This window comes from Methylobacterium sp. C33D, from assembly GCF_053345825.1.
In genome coordinates this window covers 1-15,645 of record NZ_JBKFAV010000068.1, presented here as the reverse complement: position 1 = coordinate 15,645, position 15,645 = coordinate 1, and the positions used below count along the sequence as shown (strand labels likewise).

The following is a 15,645-nucleotide window of genomic DNA, read 5'->3' as shown; positions in this document are numbered from 1 at the left end:
AGGCCTACCTGACCGACGTCATCACCCGCATCGTTGCCGGACATCCGCAGAGCAATATCGACGACCTGCTGCCCTGGGCCTACGCCCCGCAGCCCCTCAGGGCCGTGGCCTGAGAACGACGCTTACGCTTCAGCGCGGCCTCGTCGGTCGGGAAGTGCCCGCGGGCGCGCACAGCCCGGCGCAGCGTGGCGTTCAGGGCCTCGATGGCATTCGTCGTGTACAGGATCCGGCGCCCCTCGCCGGGGAAGGCGTAGAACGGGACCACCTCGCCCCAGGCCCGTCGCCAGCTCTGGGCGATGGCCGGGTAGCGCCGGCCCCACGCGCTCGCCTCGAAGGCCGCCAGCGCCGCCTCGCCGGCTGCGGCATCGAGCGCGCGATAGATGTCCTTCAACGCCGCCGCCACGGCCTTGCGGTCCTTGTAGGAGACGAAGTCGAGGCTGTGGCGCAGGAGGTGGACGAAGCAGGTCTGGACCAGCGCCTCGGGAAACACCGCCCGGATCGCGTCAGCGAAGCCCTTCAGGCCATCGACCACGGCAAGCAGCACGTCCTCGACGCCGCGGTTCCTGAGCTCGTTCATGACCCGCAACCAGAACTTGGCGCCCTCGTTCTGCTCCAGCCACAGGCTGAGGATCTCCTTGGCGCCGTCGGCGCGCACGCCCAGCGCGATGTGGACGGCCTTGTTGCGGACCAAGCCCTCGTCACGCACCTTGATCCGCAGGGCGTCGAAGAACACGATCGGGTAGACCGGCTCGAGCGGCCGGGCCTGCCAGGCGGCGACCTGCTCCAGCACCGCGTCGGTCACCGCGCTGATCAGGTCGGGCGAGACCTCGATGCCGTAGAGCTCGCGCAGGTGCGCGACGATCTCCCGGGTGCTCATGCCACGCGCTTACATCGACACGATCTTGTCGTCGAAGCAGGGAAAGCGGCACTGGTAGCGGGCGATCAGCTGCGGATCGAACGTCGCCTGCCGGTCGCGCGGGATCGAAAGCTCGATCCGGCCGGTCTCGGTGGTGACCGTCTTGCGGCCATAGCCGTTGCGCGTGTTGCCGGCGTCCTCGCCCGCCAGATGGTGGTCCATCTCGGCGTTGAGCGCCCATTCGGCCAGGGCCTTCTTCAACTCGTCCAGCAGGCCATCGGCCTCGAAGGCCGTCTTCGGATCGGCCCCGGCCAGGAGCTGGTCAAGAATTGCGTCAGGGACCCTACCCGGCAACCGCCGATGATCACCCCGCGGGAGAGCCCGCCTGCTACAGCGCTGTGAAGGGCGCGCAGGCGGGCTCTCCCGCTACCGGCGAGCTACACCACCTCCAGGGACACGACCCATGACGGGCGTTCGGCGGCCGACATGCTGGGCGGGTTGGGTGCAGGTCAGATCCTGCTGGGTGTCGTTGACCATCAGCGCCCCGGCATACTCGACGCGCAGGAAGCCGTGCTCGGGATGGACGCCGAACAGCTGCGGCGCAGTCCAACCAAGCCGGTGCGCCTCGGCGCCGTGCTGGTCGATAAAGGCCAGCGCGTTCGCCCGCATCGCGGCCCATCGCGTCGGGGTCAGATACCGGCACGGCGAGGCGTGCTCGGACACGCGCTCGATCTGATCGCGCCAGGAGGCAACGGTGGGCGAGAGGTCGGACATGGCCGTGGCGGTACGGCGGAATAGTTTCTGGTCCGCTAAACGCCCGCTCCGCCTCGCCCCGATCTGTTCACGGGGCGGGGAAGCGCCTGATCTCACCAGCGGGTGAGCCGAGCCGGTACGCAACTTGGCTCGGAGACGGAATGACCGGCGGCGATTACCAAGCCGCGCGGACGCTGGCGGGCAAGCGGTCAGGCGCCGGGATTTCAGTCGCGAGAAAGCCCGCGGCGCGGGTCGGGCGGTCTTCCCAGGCTCAGCAGAGGAGGTGGGCCGCCCGAGAATAGGGCTTCTGCTTAGAGCCGTGCCCGCTCAGGTAGCAACGGCCAAGTCGGTATCGTAACCGGCTGCAGCGATGCAGTTGCGGCATTCGTCGGCTGTGAAGCGAGCGAAGGCCTGCCGGATGGTGTGCCATAGGTCTGGGACAGTGCGGGCCGCCGCGGTTCGGAGCAGGCCCTTCAACTTGGCGAAGATCTGCTCGATTGGATTGAAGTCCGGGCTGTAGGGCGGAAGGTAGAGCAAACTCGCCCCGGCATCCTCGATGGCCTCGCGCACACCCGTCACCTTGTGGGCCTGCAGGTTGTCGAGGATGACGGTATCGCCGGGCCTGAGCACGGGCACGAGCGTGTCGGTGACGTAGGCCCGGAAGCGTGCGCCGTTGGTGGCGCCGTCGAACAGGGTGGTGGCACACAGCCCATCGCTGCGCAGGGCGGCGGTGATGGTGGTGGTCTTGTAGTGTCCGTGCGGGACGGCGAGGCGACAGCGCTCACCGCGCGGGGCTCGACCGTAGCGGCGCGCCATGTTGGTGGCCGCAGCCGTCTCGTCGAGGAAGACCAGCCTATCGGGATCGAGGGCGTCCTGGTTCTCGAACCAAGCCTCGCGAGCGGCCCTTACGTCCTCGCGCGCCTGCTCGGCAGCGTGGATCGCCCCTTTTTACGGGTGATGCCGTGCCGGGCGAAGAAGCGGGACAAGCTGCTCGTGCTGGTCTGCACGCCGCGCTCGGCCAAGGCGTCGCGCAACTCGTGCAGGAAGATCGCCGACCGCGCCTCGTAGGTCGTCAGGATCAGTTCGGCCTGCGCCTCGATCCGGTGCGAGGCATGATCGCCACCCGACGGCTTGGGCGTGAGCTGCCCATCCTGGCGGAACTGTTCCGACCAGCGACTGGCACTGGACACGCTGACACCGAACCGGGTTGCCGCCTGATGACAGGAGGCCCCCTCCGAAACGGCGGAGACGACACGCCGGCGTAGATCGACGGACAACGGTGAAGGCATCGCCATCCTCCTTCACCCCTCAACGTCTCAGAGCCCGAGCCGTCCCAACACGCTCGGGCGCAGCTCTAGCCTGGGCAGAACGCCCTAAGAGCCCACCGAATGGGAATCAGTGAACCCAGGTCTCTACGATCTAGGAGTCGCCCGCTCCGCCTTTCCCATTTTCTTTGATGCCTCACCCTGCTAAGGGCCGCCCACATCGCAACGGAGAGTAAGTTGGCAGCTCCACTCACGATCGTCATCCCGATGGCCGGACGGGGCAGCCGCTTCGCAGTGGCCGGCTACAAAGACCCGAAGCCGCTCATCCCCGTGCTCGGCGTGCCGATGATCAGATTGGTGATCGAGAACCTTCGCCCGACCCGTCCACATCGATACGTGTTTATCTGCCAACGCGACCACGTCGCGGACTATGGGCTCGACAAGCTATTGCCGACCTGGGCTCCAGGTTGCTCGATCGTTCAGCTGGACGGCATTACCGAGGGCGCAGCTTGCACGGTGTTGGCAGCAGCGTCAGAGATAAGCGACGCTCCGCTGATGATTGCAAACAGCGATCAGTATGTTGATGTAAATATCGATGATTATCTTTCTGTTCAAGATCAAGATTGCGACGGTCTGATAATGACCATGACCGCAAAAGATCCGAAGTGGTCATTTGTCGGAATGGATGCCAATGGCCTCGTTCGCACCGTAGTTGAGAAGCAGCCAATCTCCGATGAGGCTACAGTCGGAATATATAATTTCAAGAAGGGATCAGATTTTATAAAGGGCGCCAATAAAATGATCAGCGAAGACAAGCGCGTGAACTGCGAGTTTTATGTTGCGCCTGTCTATAACGAGATCATTGCCGACGGGGCACGCATAGCCATCAAGAACATCGGCACCGACGTTAATGGCATGTATGGTCTAGGCATTCCGGCAGACCTGGATTATTTCGTGTCTCAGCCGATTGCGGCCCGGGCTACGGCGAAAATCCGATGAGGATCATCAGTCATCGCGGCTTTTGGAAAGCGCCAGAAGAGAAAAACACACGTAGAGCGTTCGATCGCACACTTGCTGAAGGCTTCGGAACCGAGACCGACGTGCGCGATCATTGCGAGCGCTTGGTGGTGTCTCACGATCCTCCAAATGGCTCGGCGATCCCATGGAGTGAAGTTGTAGACGCCTTTGACGGCTCTAAGCTTCCACTCGCCGTTAACATCAAATCGGACGGCCTCATCCCCCTTTTAAACGAGTCGTTTGCGGGAAGAGCGATCGAATGGTTCGCATTCGATATGTCTGGCCCGGAGACAATCAAATATCACCGAGCGGGACTTCCTTTCTTCACGCGCCACAGCGATATCGAGAAGACTCCTCTCCTATATGAAGAGGCGGACGGAATTTGGCTCGACGCGTTTGTTGCGGAGTGGATTGACGAGCGAGCAGTGCGAGAGCATTTGGCGAACGGCAAATCTGTTTGCATTGTTTCCTCTGAATTACATGGGCGCGATCCTGATCAACTTTGGCCGCGACTTGCGGGTTTAGTCGGCGCTCCTGGCGTCACGCTTTGCACAGATAGGCCAGACCAAGCTCGACAGGTCTTCCGGACATGATCAAGGCAGTCGTATTCGACATGGACGGCGTTCTAATCGACGCCAAAGAATGGCATTACGATGCATTAAATAGAGCGCTAGGGCTCTTTGGTATCGGCATAAGTCGAGCCGATCACCTAACGACATTCGACGGTCTGCCAACGAAACGAAAGCTAGAGCTTCTGTCTGCAACCGAGGGGCTGCCAACTGCTTTGCACGGATTTTTAAACGAGCTCAAACAAGCCTATACAATGGAGCTCATCGCTCTCCGCTGCAAGCCGCTATTCAATCATGAAATGGCCCTATCAACGCTTCGGAAGCGAGGCATTAAGCTGGCGGTTGCATCAAATTCTATACGCGACACCGTCGAGGCGATGATGAAACGGTCGAGGCTCTCTCAGTACCTTGATCTCTCATTGTCCAATCAGGACGTGAAACAAGCCAAACCCGATCCTGAAATTTATCTCTTGGCGATGGAGCGTCTCGGCGTGCAGCCGAGCGAATGCCTTATCTTAGAGGATAATGAACACGGGATTCGCGCAGCTCGAGCATCCGGGGCGCATGTGCTGGTCGTCAAATCGGTGCAAGATGTAAATATCACAAATATCGACAGCCGCATCGCTGCAGTAGAAGGGAGCATGAATTGAACGTCCTTGTTTTGGCGGGCGGCAGCCATCAAGCTCCTTTAACGGCGAATGAATATCCCGTTTGGCTAACCGACGTTGACGGCACTTTGTTGCTTGAACGTCAAGTCGGGCTGCTGCAAGCTTTGAGCCCGACAAAATTCACGTTTATATTTAGGAGTGAAGATAGCGAAAACTATTTTCTGGAAAATATCATCGAGCAGTTTGCTCCCCGATCAACTATCATAGGGATCCGCGGCGAGACGGCGGGTGCGGCATGTAGCGCTCTGCTCGCGATCGAGCACATCGACATGGACGCCGAATTAATTGTGGCAAGCGCCACCGATCAGATTGACGTAGATCTTACGGCCGTCATCTCGCGCTTTCGCGAGATCAATGCAGATGCTGGGGCATTGACTTTCCCGTCCCTTCATCCGCGGTATTCCTACGTTAGAATAGACAAGAATGGCTGGGTTGTTGAAAGCGCGGAAAAGCGTCCAATTAGCCGGCTCGCGAGCACAGGGTTTTATTGGTTTGCTAAGGCTTCAGATTTCTTTGATGCTATAAAAGAGATGATTATCAAAGATGCCCATGTGCACGGAAAATTCTACGTGTGCCCTGCCTTAAATGAGCTGATCTTGAAGCACAAAAAGATTGCTGTCCATCAGCTCGCTGCCGACCAGTATCATCCGCTCAAGACGGAAAAGCAGCTCAGTTCTATGGAGCAGGCTCTCACCGAGGGAACTCACCCATGAAATTCGCTCATCTTTCCGAAATGACGGGCGGCTGGTTTGTTGGCGACTTCCAGCCGAGCGTCCTCGGAACCTCGGCTTTTGAGGCTGGGATCAAGAAATACAAAGCCGGAGATATCGACGCGAAGCATTTTCACAAGATCGCCACCGAGATCACTGTGATTATATCTGGAAGGGCAGAGATGGCGGGCCGCGAGGTATCGGAAGGCGATATTATAGTAGTGGAACCCAACGACATCATCCAGTTTAAGGCTTTGACGGATGTCGCTCTTGCGGTCATCAAGACGCCATCGGTTAAGAACGACAAATACGTTGAATGAAAGTTATGCAATCTACCAGGGTGGGATCATGTGCTAGAGCGTTTTCGGTTTGGGCTGAGTCGGCTTGGTAAGGCTCACGCGGCGCTGGGAGGCTGATTCACTAGGCCGGTCGACAGCCGGAGTGATGCATGGGCCGCCCCTACAGCTTGGACCTGCGCGAGCGGGTGGTGACCGCGGCTGCGGCGACCTCGCGCCGTCAGGCGGCCGCCGCTTCGGGGTCGGCCAGGCAACCGCGATCCACTGGATGGCGGCGCTCGCCGCGACTGGGACGGTGGCCGCCCCGCCGCAGGGGCGTGCCCGCCGCTACAAGCTCGACCCGTACGAGACGTTCCTGCGTACGCTGATCGACGAGAAAGTTGATATCACCCTGGAGGAGATGCGCGCCCGATTGCAGGACGAGCATGGCCTACCGTCGGGCTCGGCACACTGTGGGCCTTCCTCGACGCGCGCGACCTGACGTACAAAAAAAGACGGCCCACGCCGCAGAGCAGGATCGGCCGGACGTGAAGGCCGCCCGAGAAGCGTGGTACAAGAGCCAGCCCGATCTCGACCGAGGCCGTGTCAAAACGCATTGATCGTGGTCGTCAGCGCCGGTTGGCAGGATGATGACGGCGGCGCGGTGGGCCGCTTCAGGCTCGAATGGCCTGGATGAGCCAGGTTGCGCCGAACAATCGGATCATCCGCTTCATGTTATAGGCGAGGATCGCGAGGCTCATCTCGGTTCGCACGCCTTTCAGACCCTTCGTCAGGAACGGCGTACTGCCCATCCAGGCTTTCAGCGTTCCGAAGACATGCTCGACTGTGGCACGCCGGATCGCCATGGCGCCAGGCATGGCGTCGAGCCGTCTCTGCATGGCCTCCAGAACCGCCTCGTGCTTCCAGCGCTTGAAGCGTTTGAACTTCTCGGTCGTACAGCGCACCCGCATCGCGCAGGCATGACAGGCGTCCAGGTTGCGGTAGTGGTCGATGTCGCCGTGTCGATCGGAGCGCGCGTTAGACTTCGTCAGCACAGCGCCGGCGGGACAGACGTAGTGATCGGCCGCGGCGGCGTAGACGAAGTCGGCGCGCACGAAGAGCCCCTTCTTGGCTCGACCCGACGTGTCGGCCCGCGGCATGGCCGGCAGGATGCCCGTGCCTTCGCAGGCCAGAACCTCGTCGCCACTGTAGTAGCCGCGATCGGCCAGGACCACGATCGCCTCCGCGTCGGTAGCCTGCTTGGCCTGACTGCCCATCGGCACGAGCTGGGTGCGGTCGTGACCCTCGTTGATGACCTCATGGGCCACGACGAGATGATGCTCGGGGTCGACCGCAATCTGGACGTTGTAGCCGACGATGCCGGTGCCGCGCCCGCTCGTCGCCATCGAGCGCGCGTCCGGGTCGGTCAGCGAGACCTGTCCGTCGTCTGCGGTCTCCACCTGCGCCTCCATCCCGCGCAGGAAGGCCATCTGGCGGCGCAGGGCGGCGATCTTCTCGCCGATGCGCTGCGTGCGTGCCTCGGGGACGTCGTTGCCCTCCCTGTCCGCCCTGTCGAGCGCCGCGAGGTAGCGGGCGATGCTGGCCTCCACCTGTTCCAGGCGCTTGGCGACCTTGGCCACGGTGTAGTTGCGGTCCCGGTTGTTGACCGCCTTGAACTTCGACCCGTCCAAGGCGACAGTCGCCCCGGCGAAGAGCTGCAGATCCCGGCACAGCACCACAAACTGCCGACAGGCCGCTTGGATCGCAGTTCCGTTGTCGCGCCTGAATTGGCGATCGTCTTGTGATCGGGAGCCAAGCGACCGGTCAGCCACATCACCTCGATGTTGCGCTGTGCCTCACGATCCAGTCGCCGGCTCGACGGCACGCGGTTGAGATAGCCGTAGAGGTAGAGCTTCAGAAGCGTGGCCGGGTCATAGGCAGGCCGCCCGGTCGCCGCAGGCTCGGAGCGGGTGAAGCCAAGCGCGCCCAGATCGAGTTCGTCGATGAAGACCTCGATCACCCGAACCGGATTGTCGGCGGTGACATAGTCATCCAGCGAACTGGGCAGCAACCAGGACTGCCGACGGTCCTGCCCTTCGACGAACCGACCCATGTTGGCCTCCGCAGATGAGGCCGCAAGTCTATCTCAGAAGGGACTTTTGACACAGCCTTGACCCGGACCGGCTGGTGTTCCTCGACGAGACGTGGACCGCCACCAACATGGCCCGCACTCGCGGGCGCTGTCCCCGCGGCCAGCGGCTGCGCTCCCCCGTCCCGTACGGTCATTGGAAGACCATGACCTTGGTGGCGGGCCTGCGCCTGTCCGGGATCGACGCGCCGTTCGTGCTCGACGGGCCGATCAACCGCGACGCCCTCCATGTCTACGTCGATCAGGTCCTGGTGCCCGAACTCGCCCCAGGAGACATCGTGATCATGGACAACCTCGGCAGCCACAAGGGCCCGGCCGTGCGCGCGGCGATCGAGGCGGCGGGCGCGCGGCTCCTATTCCTCCCGCCCTACTCGCCGGACTTCAATCCGATCGAGATGGCGTTCTCGAAGTTGAAGGCGGGGCTGCGCAAGGCCGCCGCGCGCACGCGCGAAGGGCTCTGGACCACAATCGGGCGGCTCGTCGATGCCGTCACGCCCGACGAGGCCGCAAACTTCTTCGTCGCGGCAGGATACGACCCTGATTAAACCGAAACCGCTCAAATACTACAAATATAGAACGCGATTTGTAATGGACGTCCAAACTGCGCGCAATATGTAATTACCCACGCCCTTGCGCGGGACGGATTTCACTGATTCTCTCGTGAGATGGGCCGCACCGAGCTTGAACGGCTGAGCCGCGAAGAGCTGCTCGAGCTGGTGCTGCGTCTGCAGCGGCCAGAGAAGACGTCGCGCACCTCGTCCAAACCGCCCGCGACCGATCGCAAAGAGCAGCGGGAGCACTCCAAGCCGGGCGGCGCCAAGCCCGGTCACGAGAGTCACAGCCGGGTGCTGAGCGACAGCGACGTCACCGACGCTCTGGCTGAAGGTCCGCCGCGGGCAGGCTGGGTTCGCACAGCGGAAGCGTCGCAGCCGGAGGCGCAGGCGGACGGACCGCCCCTGCCAAGGCAAATCGGCGAGGGTGCGCTCGCAGTGGCCGTGCTTGCGGCCCGCGGACGATCGACAGGTGGGACAGCACGTCGGGCCCGGACGGGGTACGACGCGCACGATGAGCGGGTCGGTCGCTGGCTCAATGCCGACGACGGTCAGGCCATCGGGCACGAGGGGCAGGATATGGCGGGGCATGGCATTCTCCGGAAAGCCGATCTCCGGAGATGGGGCACGTCACGCCGGCCGGCACACTTCGCCACACGAAGTGCGGAAGAACCATCATTCATCCGGCGTCGACAGACCCCACCCCGCACGCGAAATGATACCCACGCCCAGGTCTTCGCAGTAGAGATAGTGAAGGCCACGTCGGACGTCGCGCGGCACGGCTCAGGACGTTTCCCGAGCCTCATTTCAGGCTCCTTCGCTTAACAGGCAGCGCGAGGCCCAATACGAGCAATCATGTCGAACGCGTAACCCGCAGACAGCGCATCTCGAGATGCCGCGTCATGTCGATTTCCGTGAGATCACACTGCTGCTGACGACTATAGAACCCGCTTTACCGTGCGATTTCGACATCACTGATCTGGCGCGATCCCGTTTATGAGTAGATCGGGAGCCTCTGGTCGCGCAGGACGACCGAAACCTAGACGACGTAGCAACCATGTAGCTTTCCAGCTCAGCGAGTCATAGGTTGCTTGATTATATGCGCTGCTCCAATGAAGTAGCATTTCATATCGTTGTTTGTTCGTTTCGATCTGTGCAGTTAGGAGCCCGATCTGCTGCTGTTGTTTCGAGATCTGCTCATTTTTACTTTCCAGTAACGCAGTATATTCCTCCGCCTTTGCGAGCTGTTGCTTGTTTAGCTCCGCAACGTCCCTTTCGGCTTTGTCGGCGATACCGCGCTGACGCTCAATCTCGTCTAACAATGTGGCATTCTGTTTGAGGACAACTTCAAAAAATTCGTCCGGATCGCATCCAAGCTGCGTTCTAATATGAGGAACAACGCGAGGGTCATAGGTATGCAATTCTTTGAACTGTCGGGCCACTTCCCATAGATAGCCCATCTGACGTTTCTCTTTTAGGAGCATGCATAGGTAATAAAGACATTCAAAACCTTCGTACCCATTTTTGTTTAGCGGGACCAGTATTTTGAGGGCATCTTCCTTCCGACCAACTGCAAATAGCGAGCAGCCGAGCTTCTCCAAAGCTTCTTCCTTGAAAAAAGACAGACGATTGATCTGATCTCCTAGTTGAGCTATCTCATGATTTTTTGCGTTGTTGTACAGATAGTCAATATAAGCAACTTGTTTTGCGCAAGAAAGCATTTCGCCTCGTGTCGTCGACAGCATGTCGGCAGCGATATGCGACTGCGATGCTGCGGCTTGGGCATACTCCGTTGAGTGAAGCGACCATTGGTGGAATTCTCGCTTGTATATATCAACGTCGCTGTCGAGCCTTTGATAAAGAACCTCGACATCGTACACGTTGCTGAATCTTGGTAGGCGGTCTTTAATTGCGGAATAATTTGGATCGTCGCCTACGCAATCCTCTAAGTATATGAAATTCCGAGCGAAGAGATTTTTGAATTTCTGTACGTACTCCTCATACCCATCACCGAAGTATGCAAAATCATATTCGGTAAAATGTGTTTTGCTTTTCCTTGGTCTGCGCCGGTATCGGAAGTCGTATGTAAGCACATCCGACGAGGCGGCCGATGCAATCGAATAAAACAAAAACTCTGGGAAAATATTGCGTGGGTTATAATTATTAATATGATTTAATGGCAGTGCGAGCAGACGCTTGCAATGCTTTGGTGAAAGCATGAGTATGCGATCTTCGAAGAATAATCCGCATAAAGATCCGCCACCAATCAGCAATGAACGCTCTCTCAAATCTTTGCGTCCGAGTTGATGGTTGATAATTTCAATCAAAACCCCGGCAATCTCGGGGTTGGCCATGTCTGCGCGCAACCTGATGACAAAGGTATCGTCATCGCTAGCCTGACTGATGCCCGCCGCGATTTGCTGGTATTGGAAGACGAAGCTCATTATGCTTGGATTAGGGTGGCTTGATATGGCCAATGGCGCGCCGCAATCGACGTAGGTCATCCTCAGGCTTGGTGTGTTGTCGTCGCAGATTGACCTACCTTTGGCCAACTCGCCGGGCCATGACGCGAATATGATCTCGCTGGCGAAATGTTGCGAATTTGCTATTGATTGGCACAGGCCGATAAACACGCCTTCGTCCCTGATCTGACCCGTTATCAATACAGCCAATTTCATCGAATTTTTCCGTAATTTGCGTGTTGATTATGCTTGTTGCCCGGGAGGAGCAATTGGTGCAGCCATAGACATCGACATAGCAAAACCCGCTGCGGCCAACCGAGCGGGTCTCATTGATTTGCGCTGGAATTGCTGATGCTGTGAATTTTTTTGTAAATCCAAGCGGGGGCGTGACGGAAGAGTGAAAGCCTGTAAAGTCTGTTCCGGATAGAGTGAGCTTGATCCGGCGCAATCATAGCGGCAACGCCTTCAAAAAAAAGCCCCGCCTGGCGACACCGGTAGGTGGAGGTGACGGCAACTGCCCAAGCTGCTGATTCCGGTTAGATATTAGACGGCCGTCACGAAAAAACCGCCGCGGCTGAAGCCGGGCGATTCAAGGTGATCGTCAGGGATGATGGGTAGGCCGGCGGGCGGGCCGTCAGTTCCGGTCAGCGTCTGCCGCGGGTGGGTCGGTGATGATCGACGTCCCAGCGGTCCATCACCTCAGTGAGGCGGGCGATGGCAGCTGTCATCTGGTTGGAGTGCTGCGCCTCCTCCGAGGCAGTCTCGGCGACGATCGCGGCGGGTGATGATCCGGTACTGTGGCCCTACGAACGTGGGCCACGGCATCAGGCACGTCAGTCCCACCACCCACATGATCACCGACAACCAGATCTCGGCCCACCGGGTCTGTCCGTAGCGGACGGCGCGCCGAATTCGGGCGTCGATGGCGGGGTCGGGGTCGTACTGTCTCATGGTGAGGATGCGGCACACGACTGGCGCGGACACGAGACGCGCCGCTGTGGTGATCTGGTAGGCCACGGGGCTCTCCTCGGGCGTGAGGGCTTCGGGAGAGCCCCGGCGGGTGAGTGCAGGGATCAGCGCCGGGTTGCCGCCGGTAGGAGCGCGGTGATCTGCGTGTTCTTGACCTGCGAAGACCGGGACGAGCCGAGCCAGAAGGCGATGGCGGTGCCGAGCGAGATGTTCGCCGCGCCGTAGGCTTGGCTCAGGAGCTGGTAGACGCGCTCCGGGATCTCTGCCTGCACGAGGTAGAGGGCGCCGGTCAGGATGATCCACGCGGCGAAGATCAGCAGCGTCACGACCGCAGGCATGTTCTGCACCCACGAATGAGTCTGCACGACGCCGAGCTGCATCGCCCGGGCGTTGGCCATGTCGGCGAACTCGGCCTCCCGGTTCTTCGTCTCCGCCTCGATCTGCGCCAGCTTCACAGCCGCGGTGCTGAGATCGTTCGCGATGGCGGTGAAGACGGCCTGAGGGGTCGGCTCGACGCTCAGCGCCGCCGCCACGCCCTTGCCGACGAGGCCGCCGATGGTGCTGCCCAGCGAGCCACCGAACAGGCCGCCCAAAGCGGGGAGCCCGATCTGCGCGAGTTGCCCCGCGATGCTCTGCCATTCCATGATCAGGCTGCCTTCTTCGAGAACAGGGATTTGAGCCACGCTCCGACGCCGCCGGTCTGAACGATCGGGTAGGCCGGCGCAGCGGGACCGGCGGGCGGGAGCGCAGGCGACCCGCTGTTGCGGGGCGCGGGTGCGACCAACGGCGGGATCTGCGCGGTCGTCACCGGCGAGACAGGGATCGAGGCCTCGGCCCAGCGCTTCATCCGCAATGCCGGCCCAGCCGAGCGCGTGTCGCGCCTCGCCGGCAGCGTCGTCTCGCACCAATCTAGCCCGCGAAAGATCCAGCGATGAGCCTCTGCGAGATACTACGGCGTCACGGGTACGTCGCGCCGTTCGCCGCCGTTCCGGCACAGCCCGGCACGGTCAACGACGCCCGCGGCCGCGCCATTCCGTTCCTGATCGTGCCCGGCGTGCTCGGCGCCGACGACCGGCGTGCCTTCTCGGAGCAGGTCGCCGCGCTGCTGAAGATTAGGCGACCGCAGACGAGCGGAGGGCAGCGTGAGCGCCGAGACGCTGATCACCGCAGCGCACCGCCTGAACCGCTTCTTCAAGGTGGACATGGCGGCGGGCGGTCTCGTCGTAGACGAGACGCTCGAGGCGCTTCGCACTCTGCAGCGCAAGGTCGAGCTCGCCGAGAGCGGCCACAAGCCGGCCGACGAACAATTGCTGATCGCGGCCCGTGCCGCCGTGCGAGACCTGCACAGCGACATGACCCGGCACGGCGGCATGGTCGCCATCTCGACCGAGATTGCCTTCGACACGCTCGACAAGGCGATCCGCGCCGCCGGCGGGCGGGAGGCGGCCTAGCCATGACGCGCCTCCAGATCAACAAAGCCGCTTCGCCGACCTATCGCCAGGTCTGACGCGTCGTGGATGGCGCAGTGCAGCTCGCGCTCGCGGCGCATCCCGAATACCTCGCGTTCGGTAAGAGCTCGAAGACGGTGCGCAACAGCATCGTGAAGCGGTTCACCGGCGCGATCTGTGGCTACGCCGAGCGATCGGCGTGGGTCCGGTCCGGGTTCAGTCCGGCGGACGAAGATGCCGATTCAGCTCAACGCTCTGGATCGGCTGCGGCCGAGCCTCTTACGCAGCTCGATCGCACGGCTTCAGCGTCACCAGCTGACCGCCGAGCAGGAGGGAGCTGCACCGCTCCCTTCTGCAGCGACGGCGAGGTGCGCCGATGACTGTGCTCCTCACGTGCCCTCGCTGCGCCGGCACCGGCTGGGACAGCCATAGCGACCGGCACACCGAGACGAACATGGATCGCTGCCGTGCGTGCGGCGGTACCGGGCAGGTTTCCGCGGCCACGGGCGAGCGCCGTGAAGCGGCTTGCGACCCTGAAACAGGTCGACCGTTCGGAGAGTGGTCGGATGCTTGAGCAACTCGCCCCGCTCGCCGTTGCTCTCGCGCTGCTGGCGATCTCGATCGCCGTGGCGTTCGCGCTGATCCCCGCCTGTCCGCCGTCAGCACTCCTGAGACAAATTGAGGGTCTTCACGAACGGAGGATGGCTGGTTCATCGTAGCCTCCAGGAGCGAAGATGAAACAGACGTCCGGGCCGGCGCGGAAGCCGGCAGAAGCCGTGATCAAGGACATCCGCCGCGCCACGCGCCGGCAGTTCTCGGCCGAGGAGAAGATCCGCATCGTGCTGGAAGGGCTGCGCGGTGAGGACAGCATCGCCGAGCTGTGCCGGCGTGAGGGCATCGCCAGCTCGATGTACTATGGCTGGTCCAAGGAGTTCTTGGAGGCCGGCAAGAAGCGGCTGGCCGGCGACACGGCCCGTGCCGCGACCGCCGACGAGGTCCAGGACCTGCGTCGCGAGGCGGGTGCGCTGAAGGAGGTCGTAGCCGATCTCGTCCTGGAAAACCGGATGCTGAAAAAAAGTATGACCGGGGCTGGGGGCGACGAGGCATGAGGTACTCGAACAGGGGCGAGCGACTGATGCCGATCGCCGCCGCGGCATCTTCAACCCGGTAGGCCAAGGGCATGAGAACCATGCCACGGCGCCGCTTCACCTCACTCACCATTGTCCATTCCCTTCTTCAGCCGGGCGTCGCACGCCCGGTTCAAATCGGCCATTGTCTCGGGCGCCCGGCGCTGCCGGCTGCGCTCGTGATCTCCCGCCTCGCACGCGGTGAGGCGTGCCGAGGTTCGACAGGTTGGGCAGATGCGGGCGGTCATGATCTCGCCACCGCAACTGCTGCCGCCGTTGCTGCGCTGCAACAGACGGTTAAGCATCGAGTCCCTACGCTGGTATCTCCCGCATGGAGGACATACGCCGCATGGCCAACAAGCACTTCGTCCACGAGTTCACGCACCCGACGGCTACAATCCGCCTCGGCAGCTTCGACGTGCCGTGCACGGTGCTCTCGTCCACCGAGGCCACTGCCCACGTCCGCGTCATCACCACCGGTGGTATTCCGGAGCACCTGACCTTCGTTCGTGATGGCAAGGTTCGGCGCGGCCGAGTTGCGCTGCGCAAGCAGGGTCCACTTGGCCTCGATCTTTGGCTTGACCTGCAGGTGGCCCAGGACGCTCGCGCAGCCTGATAGAGGCCCGGACCTAAGGCGGCTTCGAACCGCTGGGCAGCAGGCCTGATCCTCCCTCGGTGGCGCGGACACAGGGAGATCATTTCGCGGTCCTCTCGGCTTGCTCGGGCGTGAGATAGCCGAGTGCCGAGTGGATGCGTTGCCGATTGTAGTAGCCCTCGATGTAGGCGAACAGATCGCGCCGCGCTTCATCCCGGGTCGCCCATCGTC

15 protein-coding genes and 7 pseudogenes are annotated in these 15,645 nt (G+C 61.5%); 12 read left to right on the top strand and 10 right to left on the bottom strand.

The genetic code is table 11. The features are described from left to right. Positions 1–113 (top strand): transposase domain-containing protein (locus tag ACLBXO_RS30505; RefSeq protein ID WP_447687751.1); only part of this gene is annotated, 113 nt, incomplete at its 5' end. A 14-nt stretch (positions 114–127) separates the two neighbouring features. Here ACLBXO_RS30505 and ACLBXO_RS30500 read toward each other — a convergent pair. The 3 genes and pseudogenes from ACLBXO_RS30500 to ACLBXO_RS30490 all read right to left on the bottom strand — a co-directional run. Further along, positions 128–1,210 (bottom strand): annotated as a pseudogene (locus tag ACLBXO_RS30500) (IS256 family transposase); the annotation flags it as partial. Positions 1,211–1,282: 72 nt separating this feature from the next. Next, positions 1,283–1,630 carry a hypothetical protein gene (locus tag ACLBXO_RS30495; RefSeq protein ID WP_447687750.1) on the bottom strand — a complete coding sequence of 116 codons (348 nt, stop codon included), beginning with the start codon at positions 1,628–1,630 and terminating at the stop codon, positions 1,283–1,285. 306 nt (positions 1,631–1,936) lie between these two features. Further along, a protein-coding gene (locus ACLBXO_RS30490; protein WP_447687749.1) for an IS630 family transposase occupies positions 1,937–2,898 on the bottom strand; the annotation gives its coding sequence in 2 pieces (ribosomal slippage) (positions 1,937–2,547 and positions 2,547–2,898; 963 coding nt in all). 213 nt (positions 2,899–3,111) lie between these two features. Between ACLBXO_RS30490 and ACLBXO_RS30485 the strand changes: the two genes are divergently transcribed. The 6 genes and pseudogenes from ACLBXO_RS30485 to ACLBXO_RS30460 all read left to right on the top strand — a co-directional run. Further along, positions 3,112–3,873, top strand: a complete 762-nt coding sequence (locus ACLBXO_RS30485) for a glycosyltransferase family 2 protein (protein WP_447687748.1) — start codon at positions 3,112–3,114, stop codon at positions 3,871–3,873. Continuing rightward, the gene (locus ACLBXO_RS30480) at positions 3,870–4,484 is read left to right on the top strand and encodes a phosphodiesterase (RefSeq protein ID WP_447687747.1); all 615 of its coding nucleotides are present in this window, start codon (positions 3,870–3,872) and stop codon (positions 4,482–4,484) included. The genes ACLBXO_RS30485 and ACLBXO_RS30480 overlap by 4 nt, the downstream gene beginning before the upstream one ends. Next, complete coding sequence (locus ACLBXO_RS30475) at positions 4,481–5,110, top strand: HAD family hydrolase (RefSeq protein WP_447687746.1); 630 nt, start codon at positions 4,481–4,483, stop codon at positions 5,108–5,110. The genes ACLBXO_RS30480 and ACLBXO_RS30475 overlap by 4 nt, the downstream gene beginning before the upstream one ends. Continuing rightward, complete coding sequence (locus ACLBXO_RS30470) at positions 5,107–5,841, top strand: glycosyltransferase family 2 protein (protein WP_447687745.1); 735 nt, start codon at positions 5,107–5,109, stop codon at positions 5,839–5,841. Before ACLBXO_RS30475 ends, ACLBXO_RS30470 begins: the two co-directional genes overlap by 4 nt. Then, positions 5,838–6,158, top strand: a complete 321-nt coding sequence (locus ACLBXO_RS30465; protein ID WP_447687744.1) for a hypothetical protein — start codon at positions 5,838–5,840, stop codon at positions 6,156–6,158. The genes ACLBXO_RS30470 and ACLBXO_RS30465 overlap by 4 nt, the downstream gene beginning before the upstream one ends. Positions 6,159–6,286: 128 nt before the next feature. Next, positions 6,287–6,721, top strand: a pseudogene (locus tag ACLBXO_RS30460) (IS630 family transposase); the annotation flags it as partial. A gap of 66 nt (positions 6,722–6,787) precedes the next feature. Here ACLBXO_RS30460 and ACLBXO_RS30455 read toward each other — a convergent pair. After that, positions 6,788–8,226 (bottom strand): annotated as a pseudogene (locus ACLBXO_RS30455) (IS1182 family transposase). 56 nt (positions 8,227–8,282) lie between these two features. Between ACLBXO_RS30455 and ACLBXO_RS30450 the strand changes: the two are divergent. Further along, positions 8,283–8,807: pseudogene (locus ACLBXO_RS30450) on the top strand (IS630 family transposase); the annotation flags it as partial. 120 nt (positions 8,808–8,927) lie between these two features. Further along, a pseudogene (locus ACLBXO_RS30445) lies at positions 8,928–9,152 on the top strand (IS66 family transposase); the annotation flags it as partial. Between the two features lie 75 nt (positions 9,153–9,227). Here the strand turns inward: ACLBXO_RS30445 and ACLBXO_RS30440 are convergent. The 4 genes and pseudogenes from ACLBXO_RS30440 to ACLBXO_RS30425 form a co-directional block, all read right to left on the bottom strand. Then, positions 9,228–9,404, bottom strand: a pseudogene (locus ACLBXO_RS30440) (hypothetical protein); the annotation flags it as partial. Positions 9,405–9,784: 380 nt separating this feature from the next. After that, positions 9,785–11,491 (bottom strand): hypothetical protein, encoded by a 1,707-nt coding sequence (locus ACLBXO_RS30435; protein WP_447687743.1) that lies wholly within the window; start codon positions 11,489–11,491, stop codon positions 9,785–9,787. Between the two features lie 483 nt (positions 11,492–11,974). Further along, the gene (locus ACLBXO_RS30430) at positions 11,975–12,292 is read right to left on the bottom strand and encodes a hypothetical protein (RefSeq protein ID WP_447687742.1); all 318 of its coding nucleotides are present in this window, start codon (positions 12,290–12,292) and stop codon (positions 11,975–11,977) included. Between the two features lie 56 nt (positions 12,293–12,348). After that, complete coding sequence (locus tag ACLBXO_RS30425; protein WP_447687741.1) at positions 12,349–12,888, bottom strand: hypothetical protein; 540 nt, start codon at positions 12,886–12,888, stop codon at positions 12,349–12,351. A gap of 498 nt (positions 12,889–13,386) precedes the next feature. Here ACLBXO_RS30425 and ACLBXO_RS30420 point away from each other — a divergent pair, with 498 nt between their 5' ends. Both ACLBXO_RS30420 and ACLBXO_RS30415 read left to right on the top strand, forming a co-directional pair. Further along, positions 13,387–13,695, top strand: coding sequence for a hypothetical protein (locus ACLBXO_RS30420; RefSeq protein WP_447687740.1), 309 nt, complete (start codon positions 13,387–13,389; stop codon positions 13,693–13,695). A gap of 731 nt (positions 13,696–14,426) precedes the next feature. After that, positions 14,427–14,806 (top strand): annotated as a pseudogene (locus ACLBXO_RS30415) (transposase); the annotation flags it as partial. A gap of 96 nt (positions 14,807–14,902) precedes the next feature. On the opposite strand, the gene ACLBXO_RS30410 reads toward ACLBXO_RS30415, so the two are convergent. Next, positions 14,903–15,124 carry a hypothetical protein gene (locus ACLBXO_RS30410; RefSeq protein ID WP_447687739.1) on the bottom strand — a complete coding sequence of 74 codons (222 nt, stop codon included), beginning with the start codon at positions 15,122–15,124 and terminating at the stop codon, positions 14,903–14,905. Positions 15,125–15,168: 44 nt separating this feature from the next. On the opposite strand from ACLBXO_RS30410, the gene ACLBXO_RS30405 reads away from it, so the two are divergent. After that, complete coding sequence (locus tag ACLBXO_RS30405; RefSeq protein WP_447687738.1) at positions 15,169–15,435, top strand: hypothetical protein; 267 nt, start codon at positions 15,169–15,171, stop codon at positions 15,433–15,435. Between the two features lie 79 nt (positions 15,436–15,514). Here ACLBXO_RS30405 and ACLBXO_RS30400 read toward each other — a convergent pair. Then, a partial coding sequence (locus ACLBXO_RS30400; RefSeq protein WP_158684284.1) for an IS3 family transposase occupies positions 15,515–15,645 on the bottom strand: 131 nt, incomplete at its 5' end.